We start from the raw sequence: 25988 nt of genomic DNA, 5'->3' as shown, positions 1-25988 counted from the left end.
GCCATGCCCTCCTCCCCGCTCCGCCGGGCCCTCGCCCGGGCCCGCTCGGCCGAACTCCCCGGCCCGGTGTTCACCGCCGCCGCCTTTGGAGCCGTGCCCGCGCGGCCCGGCGGGCCGATCGCCGTCCCGCCCGCGCTGGACCGGCCGCTCGCCCTCTCCCTCGCGGGCGACCGGCTCCGCCCGGTCCCCTCGGCGGGCGCGCTCCACCCCGTCGAGCCCCGGCTGCTGCTGGGCGAGGGACACCCGTACGGCATCGCCCCGGGCCACTACGCCTACGACCCGCGCCGCCACCGCCTCCACCGGCTCGGCCCGGCACCGGACCCGGCGCCCCGGAACGCCTTCCTCGTACTCGGGGCCCGCCCGGAGCGGACGGTCTCCCACTACGGACACCGGGGATGGCCACTGGTGCTGCTGGATGTGGGACACGCCGCCGCCGGGGTGCTCGCCGCGTGGCCGGGGCCCGAGCCGGTCGAGGCGACCCTCGGAGTCGGGCCCGTGGAAGGGATGGACTTCCCGCTGGCGGGAGTGCGGCTGGCGGGCGGCGGCGGGACCGGGGAGTGGGCCGGGAGCGGCGCGCCGCCCGAGCCGCCGGCCGCCGGGGTCCCCGCCGATCTGGCCGAGGCACGGCGGGTGCTCGGGGAGCTGGCCCGCGCCGAGGACGGCGGCTGGAGCGCACCGGGACCGGGCCGGACGGACCCGGCCCCGCTGCTCCGGCGGCGCAGCGCCGACCCCGCCCGGATCGGCTCCGGCGCGCCGCCCCCCGACCCCGCCGCCCTCCTGCGCGTGCTCCAAGCCGCCGAGAGCGCCTGCCGGTCCCAGGGTCCGCGCTGGTGCCTCGCCGTCGGCGGCACCCGCCCCGGACTGCTCCGGGCCGAGCGCGGCACGGCCGCGACGCTCGCCACCGGCCACGTCCTGCCGACCCTCGCCGCCTGGGCCGCCGGCCAGGGATGGATCGCCGGGGCCGGAGCCGTACTCCTCGCGTACGGCTGCCCCTCCGACGCCGCCCCCGGCCGCGTCCGGCGCGACCACCTGCTCGCCGGATACGGCGTCGGACACGCCCAGATCGAGGCCACCGCCCTCGGGCTGGCCTCCCGCCCCGTCGGCTCCTGGCAGCACGCCGACCTCGGAGCCGCGCTCGGCGGCGAGCCCGGCCGCGAGTGGATCCTCCACGGACTCGCCCTGGGGAGCGCCTCCGAAGCCCCGCCCGCCCGCCGTGCCTCCCCCGGCCACCGCCGGTGGGAGTGCCCCCGGCGGGGCCAGGAGGAGGACCTTCAGGTACGCACACCCTCCCCCGCCGGGGTGCCTCCGGCGGGGGAGGGGGGAGGACCCTCGGCGTTGTTGTCGGTCGCTGACGGTCTCCTGGGCCCGGCGGCGCGGGCGGGGGTGACCCCGGTGGAACCGGGGGGAGGACCCCCGGCGTTGTCGTTGGTCGCCGATGGTCTCCTGGGCCCGGCGGCCCGCGCGGCGGTGCCCCCGGCGGAGCCCGGGGGAGGACCCCCGGCATGCCGGCTCTCCAGCTCCGCAGCCCTTCGGGCGCGGCCGGGGAGGCCTCCGGTGCTGTCGTCGGTCGCCCACGGCCCCCCCGGGCCTGGCGGCCGGGTGGGGGTGCCCCCGGCGGAGCCCGGGGGCAGGACCCCCCCGGCATGCCGGCTCTCCAGCTCCGCAGCCCTTCGGGCGCGGCCGGGGAGGCCCCCGGCGCTGTCGTCGGTCGCCCACGGCCCCCCGGGCCTGGCGGCCGGGTCGGGGAGTACCCCCACCGCGTCGACTCTCCCCCTGGGCTTCGCCCGGGAGGGAGTGCCCCCGGCTCCGCCTTGCGATCCGGGGGAGCACCGGACCCCGCCAGACCCTCCTCCCGGGCCGCGAGGCCTGGGAGGACCCTCACCACGGGCGGACGACGCCACTTCGAAGACCCTCCCCCTGGGCCTCGCCCGGGTGGGGGTGCCCCCGGCGGGGCCGGAGGAGTGCCCCCGCCCTCCGCCTCGCGATCCGGGGGCTCTGCCCCTGGGCCTTCGGCCCCGGGAAAACCCCCTCCCGGGCGAAGCCCGGGCGCAGCACCGGACCCCGCCCTAGACCCTCCCCCTGGGCCTCGCGGCCCGGGTGGACCTCCACCCACGGGCGGACGGAGCCACTGTGACGACACCACTCCCTCGGACGCCCCGCGAAACCCCCGCCCGGCCCACGGCCCCCGGCCCGCCGCGCGCCGATCCGCACAGCCGCACCACCACAGGAGAAGAGACCCCATGATGCTCCACCCGGAGCTGCTGCGCGCCGCCCGCACCGCCCGCCGCCCCCTGCTCCGGGCGACCGCGCTCCTCGGCGCGGTCGCCGTCACCCATCTCGTCCAGGCCGTCCTGCTCGCCCTCGCCCTCGCGGGCATCGCCCGGGGCGAGGCGGGCGCGCTCCCCGGGCTCCTCGCGGGTGTGCTCGCCGCCGTGCTGCTGCGGGCGGCGCTGGCGAGATGGCAGCGCGCGGTCGCCGTCGACGCGGGCGCGGCGGTGCGCACCGGGCTCCGTGACGAACTGCTGCTGCGGCTGGGGCGCGGGGGGCCCCGGAACCGGGCGGGCGAGCGGGCGGGGGCGGTCAGGGCGACGCTCGTCGACGGGGTGGAGGGAGTGGACGCCTATGTGTCGCGCTACCTCCCGCAGGCCCTCGTCACCTGTGTCCTGCCGCTCCCGCCGCTGATCGCGGTGGCCCTCGTCGAACCGCGGGCCGCCGCCGCCCTCGCCCCGGCGCTGGTCCTCGCGCTCTTCGCGCCCCGCTGGTGGGACCGGCTGCTCGCACGGCGCGGACGACAGCACTGGGGGGCGTACGAGGCGCTCTCCGCCGACTATCTGGAGGCCCTCCAGGGCATGCCCGACCTGCGCGCCGCCGGCGCGGTGGGACGGGTCAGGGCGCGGCTGGACGCGCACTCGGCCGAGCTGCACCGGGCCACCGTCGCCAAGCTCCGCGTCTCCCTCGTCGACACCGGCATCACCGATCTCGCCGTCCAGGGCGGCACCCTCGCCGCCGTCCTCCTCGCCTGCGCCTCCGCCGCCTCCGGGGAGACCGCCGCGACCGGCACCTACCTCCTGCTCCTGCTCGCCTCCGAGTGCTTCCGGCCGGTACGGGACCTCTCCCGCGCCTGGCACTCCGGCTATCTCGGCGTCTCCGCCGCCGACGGCATCGCCGCGCTGCGCACCGCGCCCGACGCCGTCCCCGACGAAGGGAGCGTCGAAGCGCGGTGGGCGGACGGAGCGCCCGAAGTCCGCTTCGAGAACGTGGGCTTCACCCACCCCGGCGGCACCCGGCCCGCGCTCGCCGAGGTCTCCTTCACCGCCCCCGCCGGACGGACGACGGCGATCGTCGGCCCCTCCGGCGCGGGCAAGTCGACCCTCCTCGGACTGCTGCTGCGGCACGCCGACCCCGACAGCGGACGGATCACGCTCGGCGCGGCCGAGACCACCGCGTACCCCCTCGGCGAACTGCGCCGCCGGATCGCGGTCGTCTCCCAGGACACCTACCTCTTCCACGACTCCGTCGCCGCCAACCTCCGGCTCGGCCGCCCCGGCGCGAGCGACGCCGAACTGCGTGAGGCGGCCCGCGCGGCGGGCGTCCACGAGGAGATCCTCACCATGCCCCAGGGGTACGACACCGTCGTCGGCGAACGCGGCTCCGCCCTCTCCGGCGGCCAGCGCCAACGCCTCGCCCTGGCCCGCGCGCTGCTCGCCGACGCGCCCGTCCTGGTGCTCGACGAGGCGACCAGCGCGGTCGACGAACGACGGGAGGCCGGCATCGTCGACGAGCTGGTACGGGCGGCCCGGGGCCGCACCTGTCTGGTCGTCGCCCACCGGCTCGCCGCCGTGCGCCACGCCGACCGGATCGTGGTCCTCGACGGCGGACGCGTCGAGTCGGTCGGCGACCACGCCGCCCTCCTCGCGCGCGACGGCGTCTACGCCCGGCTCGCCGAGGCGGTGCGGGCCGCGTGAACACGACGACCGCCGAACAGCCTCCGGCCGGGAGCGACCCGTACCCGCGCGGCGCGCTGCGCGCCCTGCTCCCCGTACTCGGCGCGCACCGGGGCATGACCGCCCGTACAGTGTGCGCCGCCCTCCTCGGACAGTCGGCCCTGGTCGCCCTGGTCACCCTGGCCGCGCACACGGTGGGGACCGCCGTCCTGGAAGCCGCCCCGCCGGGCCCCGGGGCGCTCGCCGCCCTCGTCGGGCTGGTGCTGGTCCGCGCCTTCGCCACTTGGTGGGAGATGGACCTCTCGCACGATCTCGCCTACCGTGTCCTCGCCGAGCTGAGGGTCCGGGTCTTCGACGGGCTGGCGCGCAGCGCGCCCGCGCGGATCGGCGGCCGGCGCAGCGGCGACCTCGCGTCGGCGGCGATGGGGGACGTGGAGGCGCTGGAGTTCTTCTACGCCCACGCCGTGGCGCAACTGCTGGCGACGGGAGCGGTGTTCGGGGGCGGCACCCTCGTACTGGCGGCCGTCGAACCCCGGCTGCTCGCCGCCGTGCTGCCGGTCGCCGCGCTGCTGGCGCTCGCGCCGCTGCTGGAGGGGCGCGGGCGCGCGGAGCGCGGGGCCCGCACCCGGGAGGCGGCGGCCGCGCTCTCCGCCGAGGCGGTGGAGAGCGTGGACGGGCTCCGCGAACTGCTGGCCTTCGGGGCGCTGGAGGAGCGGCGGGGCCGGCTGCGGGGGCTCGGCCGCTCGCTCGGGGAGGCCCAGCGGGCCGAGCAGTCCCGGGAGGCGGACGCGGCGGCGCTCCGTGATCTGCTGGTGGTCGCGGCCGTGGTGGGGGTCGTTCTCGTCGCCGGGCGGCACCTCCCCGGGGCCTGGGCCCCCGCCGCGATGGCGCTCGCGCTCGGAGTGCTCGCGCCGGTCGCCGACGCGGCGGCGGCCCTGGCCCAGGCCGCCGGACTGCGCGCGGCGGCGGCCCGGGTCGGCGCGGCGGCCGGGGCCCCGGCGGGCGCGCCGGAGCCCGCGCTGCCCAGAGCCCTGCCGCCGGGGCCGCTCGGGGTGCGGCTGCGGGGCGTCCGCTTCGACTACGGCGGGGCCCCGGTGCTCGACGGTCTCGACCTCTGTGTCCCGGCGGGGCGCACGGTCGCCCTGGTCGGAGCCTCCGGGTCCGGCAAGTCGACCTGCGCGCACCTTCTCGCCCGGTTCTGGGACCCGGTCGGCGGGAGCGTCGAACTCGTCGCGGAGAACGGCGAGCACATCGATCTGCGCGAGATCTCCGAACGCGAGCTGCGGGCCGCCGTCGCCGTCGTCGGGCAGGACACCCCCCTCTTCCACGGGACACTGGCCGACAATCTGCGGCTCGCCGCGCCCGGGGCCGACGACGCGCTGCTCCACCGGGTCGCGGCGGCGACCGGGGTCGACGCGATCGCCTCCACCCTGCCCGAGGGCTACGAAACGGCGGTCGGCGAGCGGGGCGCCACCCTCTCGGGCGGCCAGCGCGCCAGAGTCGCGCTCGCCCGCGCGCTGCTGACCGAGCCGAGAGTGCTCATCCTCGACGAGACCACCGCGAAGCTGGACGGAGTCGGCGAGGCGGAGGTGGCCGCCGGGCTTCCCCCCTGCACCAAAATCGTGATCGCCCACCGCGCCGCCACCGTCCGCCGCGCCGACCGCATCGCGGTCCTGGAATCGGGCCGCATCGCCCAGGAGGGCTCCTGGGCCGAACTCTCCTCGGCCCCGGGACCCTTCACCCGGGTGCTCTCGCGCTCGACGGAGGAGTAGGGCCCGCGGCCCGCCCCGCCCCGGAGAGGGGTTCTCAGCCCCGACGGCCGGAAAAATTCGTACGCGCCGGGGAAGGCCCCCGCCGTACGGTTCGGGCCATGGACGGTGACGACGGGTACTTCGGAGAGAGTGTCGCGGCGACCTACGACCGGACGGAGTCAGACATGTTCGCCCCGGACGTCGTCGACACGACGGCCGGTTTCCTGGCGGATCTCGCCGGGGGCGGCCGGGCCCTGGAGCTGGGGATCGGGACGGGGCGGATCGCGTTGCCGCTCGCGCGGCGCGGGGTCGAGGTCCAGGGCATCGATCTGTCGCGGGCGATGGCCGCGCGGCTCAGGGAGAAGCCGGGGGGTGACGCGATCGGCGTCACGATCGGGGATTTCGCGAGGACGAGGGTGGACGGGACGTTCTCGGTCGCTTATCTGGTCTTCAACACGATCATGAATCTGACGACGCAGGAGGAGCAGGTGGCGTGCTTCCGCAACGCCGCCGCCCATCTGGAGCCGGGCGGGTGCTTCGTCGTCGAGGTCATGACCCCCGAACTGCGGAGGCTCCCGCCCGGGCAGAATGTCGTGCCGTACCACGTGAGCCCGACGCGCTGGGCCTTTGACCTCTACGACGTCGCGACGCAGGCGACGAGTTCGAACTACATCGAGGTCGTCGACGGGCGCGGCGAGTACAGAACGATTCCCTTCCGGTATGTGTGGCCGTCGGAACTCGATCTGATGGCGCGGTTGGCGGGGCTGCGGCTGCGCGAGCGGTGGGAGGGGTGGACGCGGGAGCCCTTCACGAGCGAGAGCCCCCGGCATGTCTCGGTCTGGGAGAAGCCCGCCGGCTCGCCGTGAGCCGTACGGGGCGGGGGAGCGCCCGGTGTCCGGGGGGTTGTCGGTGGGGGCTGGCAAGATCGGGGGTATGACGAACACCACGGCCATCGCCGCCTATTGGGACGCCGCCGCCCCCGGCTTCGACGACGAGCCCGACCACGGTCTGCGCGACGCGGAGACCCGCGCGGAGTGGGCCCGGCTGCTGGACGGCTGGCTGCCGCCGGGCCCGGCGGACGTGCTGGACGTGGGGTGTGGCACGGGCTCGCTCTCCCGGCTGCTCGCCGAGGTCGGACACCGGGTGACGGGGGTGGATCTGTCGCCCCGGATGGTCGAGCGGGCCCGGCTCAAGCTGCTGGCGGGCGGGTTGACGGGCCGCTTCCTGGTGGGCGACGCCGCCGCGCCGCCCACCGGCGAGGAGCGGTTCGGCGTGGTGCTCTGCCGCCATCTGATGTGGACGCTGCCCGATCCGTCGGCCGCGCTGCGCGACTGGGTCGGCCGGCTCGGACCGGGCGGCACCCTGGTGCTGATCGAGGGCCGCTGGGGCGAGGCCGGGAGCGGTGGATCGCCCTACGCGGCGGGCGCCGGGGCGCTGCCCTGGCGCGGGGGCGTCGGCTCCGGGGAGCTGGCCGCCGCCGTGCGCCCGCTGGTCGCCGACGTCCGGATCGAGCCGCTGAGCGACAACGCCCTGCTGTGGGGCCGTCCGGTGACCGACGAGCGGTACGCGGTGATCGCCCGGGTCTGACCGGCCGCCCGGCTCAGGGGAGCAGCCGGTCCGTCAGCCAGGGCCGCAGCACCGGGAGTACGTTCGCGGGCTGCATGGCCCCGGTGTGGTCGAGCCCGTCGAGCACGGCCACGTCCCAGCCCGCGGCGGTCAGCCCGGCGCGCCCGTCGACGACCGGGCCCGCCATGCTCACGGTCACACCGCCCCAGCGCTCCCCGTAGACGATCTCGTCGGCGGAGCCCACCACACAGAGGCGGGGGCAGCCGATCCGGGTCTGCGCGGCCCGGTCGTCGAAGCCGCGCAGGGCCTCGTAGAAGGTGACGAACTGGCCGGTCTGCGCCGTGGACAGGGAGATTTCCACGGTCGACCAGTCGTACTCCCCGGCGCTCGTCTCCAGCGGCTCCGGGGTGCTCGGGGCCGCTCCCGCCATCGCGTGGGCGGCCGTGGTGACGCGGAGCATCTCGGCGTAGGGGCCGCCGAGGGGCGGGAAGCCGCCCATGACGAGCGCCGAGAGCCGGTCGGTGCGGATCGCCAGCTGAAGCCCGCTCAGGGCCAGCCAGGAGTAGCCGTAGTAGGCGAACCGGTCGGCCCCCACGGCGTCGGCGACCGCCAGCAGATCGGCGGCGACGCCGTCGGGGGTCAGCGTCCCCGGCCGGGGCGTGTTCATGAGATGGCCCTCGTAGTCGAAGGCGACCACCCGGAACGCGTCGCCGAGACCGTCCATCAGGGAGCGGCCCAGCGCGGGGTCGGTCCCCCACTTCCGCAGCTCCTCGGCGCGCGGGCCCTCGGCGGGCCGGGGGTCCACCGGGAGCAGCAGGGTGGGTTTCCCCGGCCCGGAGCCCTGGACCGTCGCCTCGATGACGCTGCCGTCGCTCAGTCCCACTTCGGTCATGGATCTCTCTTCCCGTCAATTCCTTAGGCGGTAAAGTGATGAGTGGAGACAATACCTTATGACATAAGGAGTTCAGATTGACGATCATCGCCGGACAGGGCGACGCGACCGTGTCGATGACCCTGCTGTGGGCCGGACAGGCGGAGGAGACCCCGCGCAGGGCCCCGGGGCCCAGGCCCGCGCTGAGTCTCGACGCGGTCGTGGCGGCGGGGATCGCGGTGGCCGACGCCGAGACCCTGGCGGGGCTCTCGATGCGCACGGTGGCCGAGCGGCTGGGGCGCACCTCGATGGCGCTCTACACCTATGTGCCGGGGAAGGCCGAGCTGCTCGACCTGATGTACGACCGGGCGCACGCGGAGCTGTCACCGGAACCGGAACCGGAACCGGAACCGGAACAGGGACAGGGCGGTCCGGGCGGGGAGTGGCGGGCGGCGGTGACCTCGTGGGCCACCGGGCTGAGGGCCTTCTGTCTGCGGCACCCCTGGGTGCTCCAGATCTCCTACGCCCGCCCGGTGCTCGGCCCCCACGAGCAGGCCGTGCTGGAGTCGCTGGCGCGGATCCTGTACGGGGCCGGGCTGCCGCCCAGGACCCTGCGGCCGGTCGTCGCCTCGCTCTTCGACTTCGTCCGGGGCTCCGCGCGCACCGCCGCCGACGCCCGGCTCGCGGCGACCGCGACCGGGGTGTCCGACGAGGAGTGGTGGGCCGGGCGCGCCGCCCTGCTGGCGCGGGTCGCGCCCGACTTCGCAGAGCGCTTCCCGTACTCCGTGCGGCTGGCGGGCGAGGACGCGACCGCGGGGGCCTCGTGGGAGCGGCGGCTCGACGACGCCTTCACCATCGGCCTCGACGTCCTGCTCGACGGGATCGAGGCGGCCCGCACCGCCCCGGAGGGCGGGTGACGGCGGCTCAGGAAGCGGCCGGCCCGGGGTGGAAGGCCGCGGTCCCGTCGACGCGTACGCCGGTCTCGTCGCCGGGCCGGACGGTGAGGGAGCCCGGGGCGCGGACGGTGACGGACGGGCCGCCGTCGGGCAGCTCGACCAGGACGAGGGCGTCGTGCCCGTGGTAGCGGACCTCCGCCACCCGGCCGCGCGCCGAGGCGTCCTCCGTCGGCGCGGTGAGCCGCAGCTGCTCGGGCCGGAGCACGACGGTGCCCGTGGCGGACCCGCCGGCCGGACCGGCCGGCAGGGCGGTCAGCGGCACCCGGCCGAGCGCGGTCGCCGCGTGCCCGCCGTCGAGGGCGGCGGGCAGCAGGACCGCCTCGCCGACGAAGGAGGCCACCCAGGGGTCGGCGGGGCGCGCGTACAGCTCCTGCGGGGTGCCGGACTGGACGACCCGGCCCCGGCGGATGACGGCCACCCGGTCCGCGACCGACAGCGCCTCCTCCTGGTCGTGGGTGACCAGCAGCGCGGTCGCCCCGGCGGCCCGCAGCGCACCGCGGATGTCCGAGCGCAGCCCCGCGCGCAGGGCGCTGTCCAGCGCGTTGAACGGCTCGTCGAGCAGCACCAGCGCGGGGCGCGGGGCCAGCGCGCGGGCGAGCGCTATGCGCTGCTGCTGGCCGCCGGACAGCTCGTGCGGCATCCGGTCGGCGTACTCCCCGAGGCCGACCAGCTCCAGCATCTCGGCGGTCCGGGCACGGCGCTCGGCCCGGCCCGCCGTCCGCAGCCCGAAGGCCACATTGCGGGCCACGCTCAGATGCGGGAAGAGCGCGCCCTCCTGGGCGACGATCCCCACCCCGCGCCGCTCCGGCGGCACCTGCGCGCCGGGGCCGCTCACCACGCGCCCGCCGACGACGACCTCGCCGGAGTCGGGCACCAGGAACCCCGCGACCACCCGGAGCAGGGTGGTCTTCCCGCAGCCGGACGGGCCGAGGACGGCGGCGAGTTCGCCTTCCGGGACGGTGAGGCCGAGGCCGTCGAGGACCCGGTCCCCGCGCCCGTACGCATGTGTCAGCGCGCTGACGCGCAGTCCCGAGCTTCCCGAGGTCATGAGCGCCTTCCGAGCAGATAGGAGGGAACGGCGGCGAGCAGGACGATGCCGGCCGCGTACGGCGCGGCCCCGGCGAACGCGCCCGCCCCGGTCTCGGTCCACAGCCGGGTCGCGAGGGTGTCGGTGCCGGTGGGCCGCAGCAGCAGCGTCGCCGGGAGCTCCTTCATGATCACCACAAAGGTGAGGGCCGCGCCCGCGCCGATGCCGGGGGCCGCGAGCGGCACGGTGACCTCGCGCAGCACCCGCAGCGGGGAGCGGCCGAGCGAGCGGGCGACATCCTCCAGGACCGGCGGGGACTGGAGCACGGCCGCGCGCGCCGAGGCGACGGCGACCGGCAGGAACAGCACCACATAGGCGGCGATCAGGAGGGGTGTCTCCTGGTAGAGCGGATAGGCGTAGCGGACCGAGAAGAACACCAGGGCGAGGCCCACGGTGATCCCGGGCACGGCGTGACCCGCGTACACGGACTGCTCCAGCAGCCGTGCGAACCGGCCCCGGTGGCGGGCCGAGAGCACCCCGACCGGCAGCGCCAGCAGCGTGGTCACGGCGGCTCCGGCGGCGGCGACGGTGACCGTGGCGAGGGTCGCGGACCACAGCCGTTCAAGGTCCCAGTCGGCGGAGTTCCCGATGGTCAGCCAGTAGCCGAGGGTCGCCAGCGGGAAGCCGACGGCCGCCGCCGCGACCGCGCCGCACCAGGCGAGCGCGGGGGCCGTCCAGCGGCCCAGCCGCAGATCGGCGGGCGGGCGGGCGCTGCCCCGGCCGGTGCGGGAGTGCCCGGCGCGGCCCCGGGTGCGGTTCTCCGCCAGCACGAGGAGGACGGTCATGGCGACCAGGACACAGCCGAGGACGGCGGCCGGGGTCCGGTCGAAGCTGGCCTGGTACGAGGAGTGGATCGCCCGGGTGAAGGTGTCGTAGCGGGTGATCGACACCGAGCCGAAGTCGGAGAGGACGTAGAGCGCGACGAGGATCGCCCCGCCGGCCGCGGCGGGCCGCAGCTGCGGCACGGTCACCCGCCAGAAGGTGCGCAGCGCCCCGCTCCCCAGGGAGCGCGCCGCCTCCTCCTGCGCCGGGTCGATGCCGCGCAGGGCGGCGGCCACGGGCAGGAACACATAGGGGAAGCAGGCGAAGGTGAGAGTGATCGCCGCCCCGGGCAGCCCCGCCAGCGAGGGCGCGGCGGAGATCCAGGTGAAGGCGGCGACATAACTGGGCACCGCCAGCGGCAGGGTGGCCAGCACGGCCCAGATCCGCCGGCCGGGCAGGGTGGTGCGCACCGTCAGCCAGGCGAGGGAGACCCCGAGCACCAGGCACGCGGTGACCACGATCGCCGTCAGTCCCAGGCTGCGGCCGAGCAGCTCCAGGGTCCGCGCCTCGGCGATCAGGTCCCAGGCGTACCCCCAGCCGTGCTCCATGGCGCGCACGCCGAGATACCCGAGCGGCAGCAGCGCCAGCAGCGCCGCCGCGGTGGCCGGGAGCAGCAGTACGAGGGCAGGCCGACGCCGTCCGCCCGCCGCGAGGGACGCGGCGGCCGGACGGCGCACGGACCGTGAGCTGTCAGTCGTCATCCGACGGATCAGACCATCCCGGCTTCCTTGAGGAGCTCCAGCGTCTTCTGGAGGGACTCCAGCTCGCCGAGGTCGATCTTCGGCGCGTCCAGCGAGTCGAGCGCGGGCAGGCCCTTGACGGTGCTGGTGACACCGGTGGCGAGCGGGTACTCCGAGGTCTCCTTGGCGAAGTAGTTCTGCGCCTCGTCGGAGAGGAGGAAGTCCACGGCCTTCTCGGCGGCGGCGCTCTGGCCGCCGTTCTTCAGGACGCCGACGCCCGCCGCGTTGATCAGCGCGCCCGGGTCGCCGCCCGGCAGGAAGTGGATCTTGGCGTTGACCTTGTCGGCGCCGACCTCGGCGACCTTCTCGTACCAGTAGTAGTGGTTGATCAGGCCGAGGGAGACCTCGCCCTTGTCCACCGCGTCCAGGACCACGCCGTTCTTGGCGTACTGCTTGGCGTCGTTGGCCTTGAGGCCCTTGAGCCACTTCAGGGTGGCGTCCTCGCCCTCCAGGACGCGCATACCGGTGACGAAGGCCTGGAAGGAGGCGTTGGTGGGCGCGTAGCCGACCTTGCCCTTCCACTCGGGCTTGATCAGGTCGTGGACGCTGTCCGGGGCCTTCTCGGTCTTCTTCGGGTTGTACGCGATGACCCGGGAGCGGCCGGAGACGCCGACCCAGTCGCCCTCGCCGCCGCGGAAGGCCGCGCCGACCTTGTCCAGGGACTTCTGCGGCAGCTTCGCCAGCATGTCGGCCTGGGAGAGTGCGCCGAGCGCGCCGGCGTCCTGCGAGAAGAACAGGCCCGCCTTGGTGCGGTCGCCCTCCTCCAGGATCTGGGCGGCCAGCTCGGCGCTGTCGCCGTAGCGGACCTCGACCTTGGCGCCGGTCGCCTTCTGGAGCTTGTCCATGATCGGGGCGATGAGTTCCTCATTGCGGCCCGAGTAGATGACCAGCTCTCCGGCGCCCTGCTCCTTCTTGGCCTCGGGCTTCTCGTCCTTCTTCTTCTCCTCGGAGCCGCCACAGGCGGCGAGGACGGGAAGAAGCAGCGCGGAGAGCGCGAGCGCGGTACCGCGACGGACGGACGGGCGTGGCATGGAAGCCTCCTGAGCAGCCCGCGAGTGCTGCCGGACGCGGGGTGCGCCGAGGCGGTGCGGGGGAACTGTCTATGGGAACACCATATGAATATGGTGAGGCTTCCCTAACTGTCAATTTACCGCTGCGGCCCTTACCGGGAAATGCGGGTTCCCCCGGCGGATCCGGCCCCGGCGGAAATGCCAACTCCCTTTCCCGGAAGCCCCATTGGCTTCCGGGTCACGGTTCGGTGAAATGATTCCCCCACCCGCCGCCGGGGCCCGCCGGAGCCCGCCGGGGCGCTGAAACCCCCGACGAACGTGACAGCTCAGCTCATCCGCAATGCAAGGAAAAAGTCGAGTTTGTCCTCAAGGCGCGACAGATCACGCCCCGTCAGCTGCTCGATCCGCCCCACCCGGTACCGCAGCGTGTTCACATGCAGATGCAGCCGCTGCGCGCACCTCGTCCACGATCCGTCGCTCGCCAGGAACGCCTCCAGCGTCGGGATCAGCTCCGCCCGGTGCCGCAGGTCGTACTCCCGCAGCGGGTCGAGCAGCCGCGCGGTGAACGCGCGGCGCACATCGTCCGGCACGAACGGCAGCAGCAGCACGTGCGAGGCCAGCTCGTGATGACCGGCGGCGGCCACCCGGCCGGGCCGGGCCGCCGCGACCCGGCGGGCGTGCCGGGCCTCCTCCAGCGCGCCCCGCAGCCCCTCCGCCGAGCTGACCGCCGCGCTCACCCCGATCGTCAGCCGGCCGTCGTCGGCGAGCCCCGCCGACAGCGGCTCGCGCACCCGCTGGAGCAGCGCGTCCGCGTGCAGCCCCTCCTCCGCGCCCCCGGCCCCGTCCGGCTCCGGGGCGGCCGGCAGCGGCAGCAGCGCGATCGCCTCGCCCCCGGCGTGCGCGACCGCGATCCGGTCCGAGGGGTCGGGCCCGGCCGCCGAGGGGTCGGCGAGGATCTCCTCCAGCAGCGACTGGGCGACCGGCCCGGCCGCCACCCGGGCCCCTTCGGCGCCGCCCCAGTCCACCCTGGCCACCACCACCTGCCAGTGCGGCGCGGCGTCCAGGCCCGGCAGCAGCACCGGCGCGGCCACCCGCAGCCGCGCCGCGATCTCGGCGGGCGCGGCACCCGTCTGCACCAGCTCCAGCACCTCCTGGGCGAGCCGCCGCCGCACCGTGCGGGCCGCCTCCCGGCGCTCCCGCTCCACGGCGATCAGCTGGGTGACCCCCTGAAGCAGATCCAGCCGCTCGGCGGGCCAGTCGCCCGCGTCCGCCTCCACCGCCAGCAGCCAGTCCGAGAGAACACTCTCCCGTACGTCCTTCTCCCCGCCCCGGCCCGAGCCGATCGGGAAGAGGGAGTACACCGTGCCGCCCACCGCCGCCCGGTGCGGTCCCGGGCGGCCGGTACGGGCCGCCGCCAGCCGCTCGCCCGCCAGCGCGACGCGCACCCCGGCGGGCAGCGGGTCGCCCCCGCCGTCCTCGTCCTCGCCCTTGCCGCCGGCCGCGATCAGCCGGCCGGTGGACGAGAGCACCCAGGCCCGGAGGTCCAGATCGGAGCCGAGGAGATCGAGCACACCGTCGGGGCCGCCGCCCGCGGGACCCGAGGTCATCAGCCGGCGGTGCCGGTCCACCACCGCGGCCAGATCACCGGCCCGCTCGCCCGACACCTGACGTACGACGTACTCCGTGATCGTCGCGAACGCCACCGACTCGTGGACCGCGAACAGCGGCAGCCGGTGCCGCTCGCACGCCGCCACCAGATCCTCGGGAACGGCCCCCAGCTCCGCCTCACCGGCCGCGAGCGCCGCGACCCGCGCGCCCGCCAGGATCCGTACGAAGGACTCGGAGTCCTCCGGCGAGCGACGCCAGGCCAGCCCGGTCAGCACCAGCTCCCCGCCCGAGAGATAACGGCTCGGATCACGCAGATCCGTCGTCATCACCCCGCGCACCCCACGGTCCAGCTCGTCCCCGCCGCCGAGCAGCCGCAGGCCCAGCGCGTCGTTCTCCAGCAGTGCGCGCAGCCGCATCTCGCCCTCGCCGATCATTTCGTCGCCATCGGTGACCGACGGTCACCGTCTTTCTGGGGGGAACAGTGAGAACACCGGGCCCCGCTTTTCGTTCGAATCTACAAGATGACCGTGGCGACCAGCCAACTCCTTCATGGCATCGGTGACTGCACCGGGGGAGGAGCACCCTTGTGTACTGAGGGACGAGGTATATCGGGGCCCGAGCCAGAAAAGAGCGCTCATGGACTTTCTTCGGCCCGCCGGCTGGGAGGAGGCGCTCGCCGTCAAGGCCGAGCACCCCGACACCGTGCCGATCGCGGGCGGCACCGATGTGATGGTCGAGATCAACTTCGACCGCCGCCGCCCCGACCGGCTCATGGACCTGGGCCGGGTCGAGGAGCTGCGCGACTGGGAGGTCGGCGAGGAGACCGTGCGGCTCGGCGCGTCCGTCACCTACACCCAGATCATGGAGAACCTCCGCACCGAGCTGCCGGGGCTCGCGATCGCCTCGCACACCGTCGCCTCCCCCCAGATCCGCAACCGGGGCGGCGTCGGCGGCAACCTCGGCACCGCGTCCCCGGCCGGCGACGCCCATCCGGCGCTGCTCGCCGCCGGGGCCGAGGTCGAGGCGGAATCGGTGCGCGGCAGCCGCCGCATCCCCATCGACGCCTTCTACACCGGCGTCAAACGCAACGCCCTCGCCCCCGACGAGCTGATCAGAGCCGTCCACATCGCCCGGGCCGACGGACCCCAGCAGTTCTCCAAGGTCGGCACCCGCAACGCCATGGTCATCGCCGTCTGCGCCTTCGCCCTCGCCCTGCACCCCCGCACCCGCACGGTCCGCACCGGCATCGGCTCCGCCGCGCCCACCCCGGTACGGGCCGCCGAGGCCGAGGAGTTCCTCGCCGGGGCGCTGGAGGAGGAGGGCCTCTGGGAGAGCCGGGGGGCCGTCCCCCCGTCCGTCGCCGCGCACTTCGCCCGGCTGGCCGCCGCCTCCTGCGCCCCCATCGACGATGTGCGCGGCACCGCCGCCTACCGAAGACACGCGGTGGCCGTGATGGCCCGGCGCACCCTCGGCTGGAGCTGGGAGTCGTACCGTGGAGGAAGGAGTGCCCCGTGCGTGTGAGCTTCACGGTCAATGGCAGACGCCAGGAGGCCGACAATGTGTGGGAGGGCGAGAGCCTGCTGTTCGCGCTGCGCGAGCGGATGGGCCTGCCCGGCTCCAAGAACGCCTGCGAGCAGGGCGAATGCGGATCCTGCACGGTACTGATGGACGGCGTCCCGGTCTGCTCCTGTCTGGTCGCGGCGGGCCAGGCCGAGGGCCGTGACATCGTCACCGTCGAAGGGCTCGCCGACCGGGCGGCCCGGCGCTCCGGGCGGGACGCGCCCGGCACCTCGCTCCAGGACGCCCGGGGCTGGCGTCCCGACGACCCCGGGCTCTCCCCCGTACAGCGGGCCTTCGTCGACGCCGGGGCCGTCCAGTGCGGCTTCTGCACCCCCGGCCTCCTCGTCGCCGCCGACGACCTCCTGGAGCGCGAGCCCCGGCCGTCCGACGCCGACATCCGCGAGGCGCTCTCCGGCAATCTCTGCCGCTGCACCGGCTACGAGAAGATCCTCGACGCGGTCAGACTCGCCGCCGCCCGCACCCGGGAGCGGGAGGGGGAGCGATGACCGCCACCGGCGCCCCCGCCGACGCCATCCGGACCTCCCTGGCCTCCCGGACCGCCGGGGGGATCGGCGAGTCCACCCTCCGCCCCGACGGCGTCCTCAAGGTCACCGGAGAGTTCGCCTACTCCTCGGACCTGTGGCACGAGGACATGATCTGGGGCCACACCCTGCGCTCGCCCCTCGCCCACGCCGCCATCCGCTCGATCGACATCTCCCGCGCGCTCGCCGTCCCCGGCGTCCACGCCGTCCTCACCCACGAGGATCTCCCCACCGCCGTGACCACCTACGGGCTGGAGATCCAGGACACCCCCGTCCTCGCCACCCGCAAGGTCCGCCACCACGGCGAACCGGTCGCCCTGGTCGCCGCCGACCACCCGGAGACCGCCCGCAGGGCCGCCGAACGGATCAGGGTCGACTACGAGGAACTCCCGGTCGTCACCGGCGAGGAGTCCGCCCTCGCGCCCGGCGCGCCCCTGGTCCACGAGGACCGGACCGACCACCGGAGCGGCCGGGTGCCGCACCCCAACATCGTCCACCGCCAGCCGGTCCTGAAGGGCGACGCGGCCGCCGCCGCCCGCCGGGCCGAGGTGATCGTACGCGGCGAGTACACCTTCGGCATGCAGGACCAGGCCTTCCTGGGGCCCGAGTCAGGGCTCGCCATCCCCGCCGAGGACGGCGGCGTCGACCTCCATGTGGCCACCCAGTGGCTCCACTCCGACCTCGGCCAGATCGCCCCCGTCCTCGGACTGCCCGAGAACAAGGTGCGGATGACGCTCGCCGGCGTCGGCGGCGCGTTCGGCGGCCGAGAGGACCTGTCGATGCAGATCCACGCCTGTCTGCTCGCCCTGCGCACCGGCCGCCCGGTCAAAATGGTCTACAACCGCTTCGAGTCCTTCTTCGGCCATGTCCACCGCCACCCCGCGAAGCTGACGTACGAGCACGGCGCGACCCGGGACGGCCGCCTCACCCACGTACGCTGCCGGATCGTGCTGGACGGCGGAGCGTACGCCTCCTCGTCCCCCGCCGTCGTCGGCAACGCCGCCTCCCTCGCGGTGGGCCCCTACGCCGTGGACGACGTCGACATCGAGGCGCTCGCGCTCTACACCAACAACCCGCCCTGCGGAGCCATGCGCGGCTTCGGCGCGGTCCAGGCGTGCTTCGCCTACGAGGCCCAGATGGACAAGGTCGCCGCCCGGCTGGGACTCGACCCGGTCGAGTTCCGCCGGATCAACGCCATGGAACAGGGCACCCTCATGCCCACCGGCCAGCGGGTCGACTCCCCGGCGCCGGTCGCCGAGCTGCTGCGCCTGGTCAAGGCCCGCCCGCTGCCCCCGGAGCGCGGCTGGGAGAACGGGGACGGCACGGCGGACGTCCGCGCGCTGCCGGGCGGGCTCTCCAACACCACCCACGGCGAAGGCGTCGTCCGGGGCGTGGGGTACGCGGTCGGCATCAAGAACGTCGGCTTCTCCGAGGGCTTCGACGACTACTCCACCGCCCGGGTGCGCCTCCAGACGGCGGGCGGCGTCCCGGTCGCGACCGTGTACACCGCGATGGCGGAGGTCGGCCAGGGCGGGGTCACCGTCCACGCCCAGATCGTCCGTACCGAACTGGGCGTCGAGCGGGTCACCGTCCAGCCCGCCGACACCGGGATCGGCTCGGCCGGCGGAACCTCCGCCTCCAGACAGACCTATGTCACCGGCGGGGCCATCAGACACGCCTGCGAGACGGTCCGCGCCCAGGTCCTGGAACGCGGCCGCGGGCTCTTCGGCCGGGACCGCCCCGAGTGGGCGGAGGCCGGGCTGCGGCTGGCCGACGGCAGGGTCCTCACCGAGCGCGGCGAGACGCTGGCCGAGCTGGCCGAAGTCCTCGGCGACGAGCCCGCCGAGGCCGAGGTCGAGTGGCGGCACCGGCCGACCGAGCCGCTCGACCGGCTCACCGGCCGGGGAAACGGCCATGTCCAGTACTCCTTCGCCGCCCACCGCGCGGTCGTGGAGGTGGACACCGAACTGGGCCTGGTCAAAGTGGTCGAGCTGGCCTGCGCCCAGGACGTCGGCAAGGCCCTCAACCCGCTCTCGGTCATCGGGCAGATCCAGGGCGGCACCACCCAGGGCCTGGGGATCGCCGTCATGGAGGAGATCCTCGTCGACCCGGTGACCGCGCGGGTCCGCAACCCCTCCTTCACCGACTATCTGATCCCCACCATCCTCGACACCCCCACGATCCCCGTCGACATGCTCGAACTCGCCGACGACCACGCCCCCTACGGACTCCGGGGCGTCGGCGAGGCGCCCACCCTCTCGTCCACCCCCGCAGTGCTCGCGGCGATCCGGGCCGCCACCGGCCTCGAACTGAACCGGACCCCGGTCCGGCCCGAGCATCTGACCGGCACGTGACCGGCATCTGACCGGCACCGACCATCGCTGACCGAGAGGAGACCGGCATGCTGGACATCGCCGATGAACTCAGCCGGTGGGTCCGCCAGGGCCGCTCCTTCGCCGTCGCCACGGTCGCCTCGGCCGAGGGCAGCGCGCCCCGCCCGCCGGGCGCGGCGCTGGCCGTGGACGACCGGGGCACGGTGATCGGATCGGTCTCCGGCGGCTGTGTCGAAGGCGCGGTGTACGAACTGTGCCGACGGGCCGTCGAGGACGGCCTCCCCGTGGTGGAGCGCTTCGGGCCCGGCGGCCAGGACCCCTTCGCCGCCGGACTGACCTGCGGCGGCACGGTCGAGGTCCTGGTCACCCCGGTCCTGGCCGCCCGTGACCAGGACCGGGTCCTCGTCGCCGCGCTGACCGCCGCCGCCCGGGGCGAGGCGGTCGCCCTCGCCAGGGTCACCGCCGGGCCCGCCGGATGCACCGGCCGGGCCCTGCTGGTACGCCGGGACGGTTCGTACGAGGGCGCCCTCGGCGCGGGCGGCGGGGCCGACCGGGCGGCGGCCGGCCGGGCCGGGGCGCTGCTGGCCGCCGGGCGCACCGGCCCCGTCACCGTCGGAGCGGACGGCGGCCTCTGCGGCGCTCCGCTGACCCTGCTGGTGGAGTCCAGCGTCCCGGCCGCCCGGATGATCGTCTTCGGCGCGGTCGACTTCGCCTCGGCGCTGGCCCGCGTCGGGAGCTTCCTCGGCTACCGGGTCACCGTCTGCGACGCCCGCCCGGTCTTCGCCACCCGGGAGCGCTTCCCGGCGGCGGACGAGGTCGTCGTCGACTGGCCGCACCGCTATCTCGCCGCCACCGAGACCGACTCCCGCACGGCCCTGTGCGTACTGACCCACGATCCCAAGTTCGACGTTCCGCTCCTCGTCCACGCGCTGACCCTGCCCGTCGCCTACATCGGGGCGATGGGCTCCCGCCGCACCCACGAGGACCGCGAACGGCGGCTGCGCGCCGCCGGGGTCGGGGACGCGGCCCTCGCCCGGCTGCGCAGCCCCATCGGGCTGGACCTCGGGGCGCACACCCCCGAGGAGACGGCGCTGTCGATCGCGGCGGAGATCGTGGCCGACCGGCACGGCGGCAGCGGGGCCTCCCTGTCGGGGGCGAGCACCCCCATCCACCGGGGCCGGCCGGTACGGGCCTGAGCCGGGCCGGGCCGGTCCTGTTCGCCCGGGGCGCCGGGCCCGGTCAGGCCGGTCCGCGGGCCAGCACCAGCCGGCAGCGCGGGCTGCCGTCCGGCCGTCGGCCCAGCTCCTCCAGCGGGCGCAGCTCCACCGAGAACCCGGCCCGGCGCAGCTCGCCGTGGACGTCGGCGAGCCGGAAGGTGCGGTAGTACATGACGAACGGCGGTCGCCACACCAGATTCCGCACCCGCATCGCGGCGTCGAACGCCCACAGCGCCAGATGGAGCCGGGAGCCGACCGGCGGGGGAGCGGGCAGCGGGAAGGCGAACAGACCGCCGGGGCGCAGTGCTTCGCGGATGCCGGCGAAGAGCCCGGGGCGCTCGGCGGGCAGGAAGTGGCCGAACGCGCCGAAGCTGGTGACGAGGTCGAACGCCGGGGCGAAGGGCAGTTCCCGGGCGTCCGCCCGGACCCAGTGGACCGAGGGCCCCGCCGTGGCGGGCCCGGCGGGCACGGCGGACCGGGCCCGGGCCAGCATCCCCGCGCTGAAGTCCACGCCGGTGACGCGCTCCGGGCAGAGCCCACGCAGCGCGGCGACCCCCGCGCCCGTGCCGCAGCAGACGTCGAGTCCCCGGCGGAAGGGGCCGAGCGGCCCGAGGGCGCGCACCACCGGGCCGAGCACCTCTTCGGGGGTGCGGAAGGGGGTCGCGTCGAAGGTGGGCGCGAGGAGGTCGTAGCCGCGCTCGACCGAGGAGAGCGCCTGGACGGCGAGTTCGCGGGCGGTGGGTCCGGAGGGCGAGAACACCGGCTTCACAGTACTCTCCGGACTCTCAGGTCTCTCCTGTGCCGGGGTCTCTCCTGTGCCGGGGTCTCTCCTGTGCCGGGGCGCTGTGTCCGGACCGCGTCGGGCGTTGCACGACCAACTCCGGGACACGCCAAGGATCCGGCCTTTCTCCGAGTGGGTCGAAGCACGGAGGCAACCCTCTCGGCGGCGTCCGCGCGCCGGAGTGCGCCGGGGGCCGCGATCGGAAGCCGTGCGGGCCATCGAGGCCGGGGGCCTGTCCGCCGGGCAACCGGATGGACAGCTTCCGCTTGCTTCGAGGGGTTCGGTTCCAGCCAGTTGGCACATGCTGATTCGGTAAACGATAAGCAAATGCGAACACTGAATCGAGCGCGAGGGATACGTTCACCCCCATGAGTCCGACAGGGGTCCCTCGCCTCAGCACGGGCCGTGGCGCACCGCGCCCGGCCGCCCTCCGCCCGGCCCTCCGCCCGGCGCGGATCCCCGGCCGCCCGGCGGCGGCTCCGGGAACGGACTTCCTCCGGTGCCGATGGGAGTGCCCGAACCCCTGACGGCCCCGGTCCCGGCCCGGTTCCGCCCGGGCCCGGCCGTCGGCAGTGCCCGGAATTTCCTTGTCTCCCGCGCATCCCATGGTGCTTCCCATGCCTATCCATGACAGTGAACCGGCACAACCCGGGACGAGTTCGGTGCCGGACGACGGTGTTCCGCCTCGCGTTGGCGTCGCCGCTCGGTCCGGCCTTATGGTTCGGTAGCGCTGAATGTTCGGTCAGCAACACGTAGCGTTGACAGCAGGGACAGAAATGACCAACGAGCCGGCAATTCCCGCACAGCTGGGCAGGCCCGAGCGGATGTGGGAACGCGCCGTCGTCCTCGTACTGATCGCGGTCACCCGAACTGCGAGGCCCGCATTCCGTCTGACCGGCCGTGAGCTGTCCTGTTCGCATTCCAACGGCGGCTGGACCCTGACCCTGGAGCCGGAGGGGAAAGCCCTCTTCTACGGCCAGGACGTCGACTGCAGCGACACCACCTATCGGGGCGACAAGCCCGTCGATCTGCTGGCCACCGCGCCGCACTGGCTGCCCGCGGACCGGCTCAGGGAATTGAACGACAGCTATGAACTGGGCTATCTCTACTGGTGGGAGGAGGGCCGCTGGGGGCGTGCCCCCTATCCCGACTTCGTCGCCGACGACGGTCTGGTCGCCTCCTGCGACGGATACGCCGGAATCTTTGACGATCACTATCTGGCGGACAGCTTCGCGGACGCCGGCTACCGGGACCGGGAGGCCGCCGCGCGCTTCGTCGCCCGGGTGGAGGCGGGCACGGTGAACGAGTCGGCCGTCAAGGATCTGATGGACTCGGCGACCGAGCCGGGACCGCTGCCCAGGGAGTCCCGGCTGCCCTCCGCCCTGGAGTGGGCGGCCCGGCTGGGCGTCGCCGAGCGGATCGGCGCGGCCCGGACCTGACCGCGTTCGATCCGGACGGGAACCGTCCACCGCGAACCGCCGTGTGAGTGTCTGAACGTACGCCCGTTGGGGAAAAGGCTCCCTTGGAGTCGGGGGAGTCGAGGGGAGACAGCGGTGACCGCCGGAGACAGACCCGCCGCCGAGGAGCCGCGCCTCGCCCTGCGGCGAAGATCCGCGTCCGCGTGGTCACGGCGGGGCTTCCTCACCGTCTTCCTCCCGGCCCTGGCCCTCGTCCTCATCGGCGCGACCGCGCTCGGCACCTCGGGGAACGCGCTGCTGCCCTTCGAGCGCGTCATCACGCTGGAGGGCAAGATGGCCTCCAAGCGGGACTTCTTCGAGGACGAGAAGGTCCGCCGCATCCTGCTCAAGCACCACATCAGGATCCACATCACCAGCGTGGGTTCGCGCGAGGTTGCGATCAGGGATCTCGACGACTACGACTTTGTCTTTCCGTCCGGCCAGCCCGCCGGGGATCTCATCACCCGGGAACGCGCCGAGAAGAACGAATTCACCAAGATCTACCGGCCGTTCGTCAGCCCCATCGTGCTCGCCTCCTACCGGGAGTACGCCGAGGTGCTCGCGAAAGAGGGAATCGCCGAACCCCAGCCGGCCTCCGGCAAGGGCGAGCCGCTCTACTACACCCTCGACATGGACGCGTTCCTCGAACTGATCGAGAAGAAACGCCAGTGGGACGAAATCGGAATCGAAGATTTCGGAATCACCAACACCAATAGAATCCTCGCGCAGACCCCCGATGTCTGCACCGCCAACTCGGCCAGCACTTATCTCGCCCTGGTCGCCTTCACCCGGCGGGGCGAAGGCAGCGAGGTGCCGGAGACTTCACACGAGGCGGAGGAGCGGGCCCATCGCATCAAACCCCTCATGGAACAGGGACTTCCGCACGCCGACGTCTTCCGTACCTATGTCTCCCCCGAGGGCAAGGGAGTCGCGCCGGTGGTGGTGGCCTACGAACACCAGTACCTCACCTATCAGGCGCACTACCTCGCCCGCTCGAAGAAACTGGACCTCGAACGCGTACTGCTCTACCCGAAGAGCCAGTTCGTCACCCAGCCGCAGTTCATCGCGCTCAACAAGGACGGCGACCGGCTCGGCCAGCTGATCACCCAGGACCCCGAGCTGCGCAGACGCGCCATGGAGCTCGGATTCCGCATCCTCGACCCCACCGGAGAGGTCGCGGGGGACCAGCTCACCGAATTCCTCCGGGAGACCGGCATCCCCGTCCCCTCGGTGGACGACGACACCCGCACCGCGATGCCCCGGCTCCGCCTCCTGGAGCGCATGATCTCCATCATCGGGGACTGCTCGGGCGAGGAGAGCGGATGACCCCCCGCCGCCCGGCCCCCCGCCGCCCGGTCCTGCGCCGTCTGACCGCCCTCCTCCTCGCCCTGCTGCTCCCGGCCGCCGCCTGCACCGCCGACGGCCCCGACGACCGGGTCACCCTGCGACTGCTGGCCTCCCCCGAACTCGCCGATCTCCGCCCCCTCCTCGACGAACTGCGCGAAGAGACCGGCATCGCCGTCGAGACCGACTTCCGGGGCACCGCCGACACCGACCGCGAACTCACCCGCCGGAACTCCCGCTACCACCTCGCCTGGCTCGCCTCCGACCGCTCCTTCCGCCTCAGACTCCGCGCCGCGGGCCACCGGGCCGAACCACCCCTGGCCACCGCCATCACCCGCTCCCCGGTCGTCGTCGGCATGCGGCCCGCCACCGCCGCCCGGCTCCGCGCGAACAGCCCCGACCAGCAGATCTCCTGGGCCGACCTGGCCGACGCGTCCGCCGCCGGAACCCTCGCCTTCGCCATGGCCGACCCCCGGCAGACCACCAGCGGACTCGCCGCCCTCGTCGGCGTGGCGACCGCCGCGGCGGGCACTGGAGGAGTCCTCCGCCCCGACGACGTCTCCTGCGACCGGCTGCGCGGCTTCTTCAGCGGCCACACCCTCACCGAGGAGTCACCGGCCCGGCTGGCCGCCCGCTTCACCGAACGCCAGAACACCCTGGACGCCCTGATCACCCACGAGTCCGAACTGCTCGCCCTCAACGCGACGGGAAAACTCCGCACCCCCCTGGAGATCGTCTACCCCAAGGACGGCATGATGCTCTCCGACCACCCGCTCCTCCTCCTCGACCCGGCCCAACGCGCCGCGTACGACCGGGTGGTGGAGTGGCTGAAGAGCGAACCCGTACAACGCCGGATCATGGAGCGCACCATGCGGCGGCCCATCGACCCCGCCCTGGAGCGCATCCCCAGTCTGCGCCGGTCCATCGGCAACGCCCTCTACTTCCCCGACCGGCGGCAAGTGATCGACCGGCTGCTCGCCGACTACGGCGATCCGCGCCGCCCCCGCCCCGCCCAGGTGCTGTTCCTGCTCGACTTCTCCGGGTCGATGCGCGGCGAGCGCGCCGCACAGGTCCGCGCCGCCTTCAAGGGCCTCAGCGGCGCGGACGATTCGCGATCGGGAAGGTTTCTCCGCTTCCACCGGGGCGAGACGGTCACCGTGCTCCGCTTCGGCGGAAAGGTGCTCGACGAGCGGACCGTGACCTACCGGGACGACCGCGATCCGGCCCGGCTGCGCGCCCTGGTCGTCTCCGAGGACTTCGACGGGAGGACCGCCATCTGGTCGGGCCTCGACCACGCCTACCGCACGGCCGCCCGGATCCTGCGCGACCACCCGGAACGCAGGCTCTCCATCGTGCTGATGACCGACGGCCGGAACAACGCGGGCATCGGCCTGGACACCTTCCTCGACCGGCACCGGGACCTCCCGCTCCGGGCGAGGGCGGTACGCACCCACACGGTCCGCTACGGCGAGGCCGACGCCGGTGAACTCGCCCGCGTCGCCCGGGCGACGGGCGGCCGGCTCGCCGACGCGGCCGGACGGCCCGTCCTCGCCGCCTTCAAGGAGATCCGTGGCTGTGTTCACTGAGGAGTGGTGGAGCGTCTGGTGGCCCTGGATGCTGCTGTGGCTGCTGACCGCGGCCGGCGCGCTGACACTGCTGCTGACACCGGCCCTCTTTCTGCGGGCCCGCCGCCGCGCCCGCGACCGGAATCCCACGTACAGCATCTGCTTCTATCTGCACGACCGGTCCGTGATGGACCACTACCAGATGCGCAACTACACGGCGGCGCTGCGCAAAGAGGTCGAACAGCGGACCAGCGACAGCAACGACGGCAATGTCCGGGCCACCGTCTTCGGGGTGAGCGCGGGCGGCGGCAAGCGCGACAACAAGGAGATCGTCAGCAGATATCTCGAAGTCGCCGAGCCGATCTCGGTCATCGGGGTGATCATCGATGTGCTGGAGGCCAAGGACGTCATCGTCCATGTCGACCTTGTGAACCAGACCGTCCGCCGCAACGCCGCCCTGGCCAACGCGCTCTCCCTCCAGGGCCGTCAGGGGCCCGGGCCGAGGACCGCGCGGCTGCGGGACATCGAGGACTTCGTGCTGATCCGGGGCCGCTTCCGCAAAATCAGCGAATCGCCGGAGTCCACCGTTCTGCTGGCCCCCTACGGCGACCCGGACGACCCCTCCCGGGGCCCGCGCGTCCGGGTCGTCTGCGCCACGGAGGGACTGCGCGACGAGGTCCCCGGGGGCGCGTTCTCGGCCCGCTGCCTCGGCAAGGTCCAGGACTGGAACGCGGCCGACCAGACCCTGGAGGTCCAGGCCGTGGCGATCTTCCGCTGACCCGGCCGGTATCCCGGTGCCGCGTCCCGGTGCCGCGTCCCGGCGTGCGGCACCGG

General features: G+C 74.4%; 20 protein-coding genes. 14 read left to right on the top strand and 6 right to left on the bottom strand.

The genetic code is table 11. The annotated features are described in order from the left end of the window. Positions 1–3 precede the first annotated feature (3 nt). The 5 genes from IE247_RS30955 (at position 4) to IE247_RS30935 (ending at position 7282) form a co-directional block, all read left to right on the top strand. The gene (locus IE247_RS30955; RefSeq protein WP_190126656.1) at positions 4–2070 is read left to right on the top strand and encodes a nitroreductase family protein; all 2067 of its coding nucleotides are present in this window, start codon (positions 4–6) and stop codon (positions 2068–2070) included. A 170-nt stretch (positions 2071–2240) separates the two neighbouring features. Continuing rightward, positions 2241–3965 (top strand): ABC transporter ATP-binding protein/permease, encoded by a 1725-nt coding sequence (locus IE247_RS30950; RefSeq protein WP_190126655.1) that lies wholly within the window; start codon positions 2241–2243, stop codon positions 3963–3965. Positions 3966–4060: 95 nt separating this feature from the next. Beyond that, complete coding sequence (locus IE247_RS30945) at positions 4061–5716, top strand: ABC transporter ATP-binding protein (RefSeq protein WP_190126688.1); 1656 nt, start codon at positions 4061–4063, stop codon at positions 5714–5716. 98 nt (positions 5717–5814) lie between these two features. Then, positions 5815–6561 (top strand): class I SAM-dependent DNA methyltransferase, encoded by a 747-nt coding sequence (locus tag IE247_RS30940; protein ID WP_190126654.1) that lies wholly within the window; start codon positions 5815–5817, stop codon positions 6559–6561. A gap of 67 nt (positions 6562–6628) precedes the next feature. Next, entirely contained in the window at positions 6629–7282 is a 654-nt protein-coding gene (locus IE247_RS30935; RefSeq protein ID WP_190126653.1) for a class I SAM-dependent methyltransferase, read from the top strand. Positions 7283–7295: 13 nt separating this feature from the next. Here the strand turns inward: IE247_RS30935 and IE247_RS30930 are convergent, their stop codons facing one another. Further along, positions 7296–8153, bottom strand: coding sequence for an alpha/beta fold hydrolase (locus tag IE247_RS30930; protein ID WP_190126652.1), 858 nt, complete (start codon positions 8151–8153; stop codon positions 7296–7298). A gap of 77 nt (positions 8154–8230) precedes the next feature. On the opposite strand from IE247_RS30930, the gene IE247_RS30925 reads away from it, so the two are divergent. Continuing rightward, positions 8231–9049, top strand: a complete 819-nt coding sequence (locus tag IE247_RS30925; RefSeq protein ID WP_190126651.1) for a TetR/AcrR family transcriptional regulator C-terminal domain-containing protein — start codon at positions 8231–8233, stop codon at positions 9047–9049. A 7-nt stretch (positions 9050–9056) separates the two neighbouring features. Here IE247_RS30925 and IE247_RS30920 read toward each other — a convergent pair whose 3' ends face one another. From IE247_RS30920 to IE247_RS30905, 4 genes are all read right to left on the bottom strand, one after another. Continuing rightward, the gene (locus IE247_RS30920) at positions 9057–10136 is read right to left on the bottom strand and encodes an ABC transporter ATP-binding protein (RefSeq protein ID WP_190126650.1); all 1080 of its coding nucleotides are present in this window, start codon (positions 10134–10136) and stop codon (positions 9057–9059) included. Continuing rightward, positions 10133–11698: an ABC transporter permease gene (locus IE247_RS30915; protein WP_190126649.1), complete on the bottom strand. Its 1566-nt coding sequence runs from the start codon at positions 11696–11698 to the stop codon at positions 10133–10135. Before IE247_RS30915 ends, IE247_RS30920 begins: the two co-directional genes overlap by 4 nt. 8 nt (positions 11699–11706) lie before the next feature. Next, a complete protein-coding gene (locus IE247_RS30910; protein ID WP_190126648.1) occupies positions 11707–12768 on the bottom strand; it encodes an iron ABC transporter substrate-binding protein in 1062 nt (353 codons plus the stop codon). 305 nt (positions 12769–13073) lie between these two features. Further along, positions 13074–14771: a PucR family transcriptional regulator gene (locus tag IE247_RS30905; RefSeq protein WP_190126687.1), complete on the bottom strand. Its 1698-nt coding sequence runs from the start codon at positions 14769–14771 to the stop codon at positions 13074–13076. Between the two features lie 220 nt (positions 14772–14991). Here IE247_RS30905 and IE247_RS30900 point away from each other — a divergent pair, with 220 nt between their 5' ends. Genes IE247_RS30900 through IE247_RS30885 form a run of 4 tightly spaced genes read left to right on the top strand, consistent with a single transcriptional unit; the run spans position 14992 to position 19986 of the window. Continuing rightward, positions 14992–15876: an FAD binding domain-containing protein gene (locus IE247_RS30900; RefSeq protein WP_190126647.1), complete on the top strand. Its 885-nt coding sequence runs from the start codon at positions 14992–14994 to the stop codon at positions 15874–15876. Next, a complete protein-coding gene (locus IE247_RS30895; RefSeq protein ID WP_190126646.1) occupies positions 15867–16421 on the top strand; it encodes a (2Fe-2S)-binding protein in 555 nt (184 codons plus the stop codon). Before IE247_RS30900 ends, IE247_RS30895 begins: the two co-directional genes overlap by 10 nt. Continuing rightward, positions 16418–18811: a xanthine dehydrogenase subunit D gene (gene pucD, locus IE247_RS30890; RefSeq protein ID WP_190126645.1), complete on the top strand. Its 2394-nt coding sequence runs from the start codon at positions 16418–16420 to the stop codon at positions 18809–18811. Before IE247_RS30895 ends, pucD begins: the two co-directional genes overlap by 4 nt. Positions 18812–18858: 47 nt before the next feature. Then, positions 18859–19986: an XdhC family protein gene (locus IE247_RS30885; protein ID WP_190126644.1), complete on the top strand. Its 1128-nt coding sequence runs from the start codon at positions 18859–18861 to the stop codon at positions 19984–19986. A gap of 43 nt (positions 19987–20029) precedes the next feature. On the opposite strand, the gene IE247_RS30880 is transcribed toward IE247_RS30885, so the two are convergent. After that, the gene (locus tag IE247_RS30880; protein WP_190126643.1) at positions 20030–20767 is read right to left on the bottom strand and encodes a class I SAM-dependent methyltransferase; all 738 of its coding nucleotides are present in this window, start codon (positions 20765–20767) and stop codon (positions 20030–20032) included. Between the two features lie 797 nt (positions 20768–21564). Between IE247_RS30880 and IE247_RS30875 the strand changes: the two genes are divergently transcribed. The 4 genes from IE247_RS30875 (at position 21565) to IE247_RS30860 (ending at position 25932) form a co-directional block, all read left to right on the top strand. Further along, positions 21565–22227 (top strand): hypothetical protein, encoded by a 663-nt coding sequence (locus tag IE247_RS30875; RefSeq protein ID WP_190126642.1) that lies wholly within the window; start codon positions 21565–21567, stop codon positions 22225–22227. Positions 22228–22341: 114 nt separating this feature from the next. Then, positions 22342–23571 (top strand): hypothetical protein, encoded by a 1230-nt coding sequence (locus tag IE247_RS30870; protein WP_190126641.1) that lies wholly within the window; start codon positions 22342–22344, stop codon positions 23569–23571. Next, positions 23568–25175, top strand: a complete 1608-nt coding sequence (locus IE247_RS30865) for a substrate-binding and vWA domain-containing protein (RefSeq protein ID WP_190126640.1) — start codon at positions 23568–23570, stop codon at positions 25173–25175. Before IE247_RS30870 ends, IE247_RS30865 begins: the two co-directional genes overlap by 4 nt. Beyond that, positions 25159–25932 carry a hypothetical protein gene (locus tag IE247_RS30860; protein WP_229869464.1) on the top strand — a complete coding sequence of 258 codons (774 nt, stop codon included), beginning with the start codon at positions 25159–25161 and terminating at the stop codon, positions 25930–25932. Before IE247_RS30865 ends, IE247_RS30860 begins: the two co-directional genes overlap by 17 nt. Positions 25933–25988: the final 56 nt, after the last annotated feature.

It is taken from the genome of Streptomyces inusitatus, assembly GCF_014651115.1.
Lineage (GTDB): Bacteria > Actinomycetota > Actinomycetes > Streptomycetales > Streptomycetaceae > Streptomyces > Streptomyces amakusaensis.
Note: the sequence above shows the minus strand (reverse complement) of the source record. Positions and strands in the feature narration are given on the sequence as shown.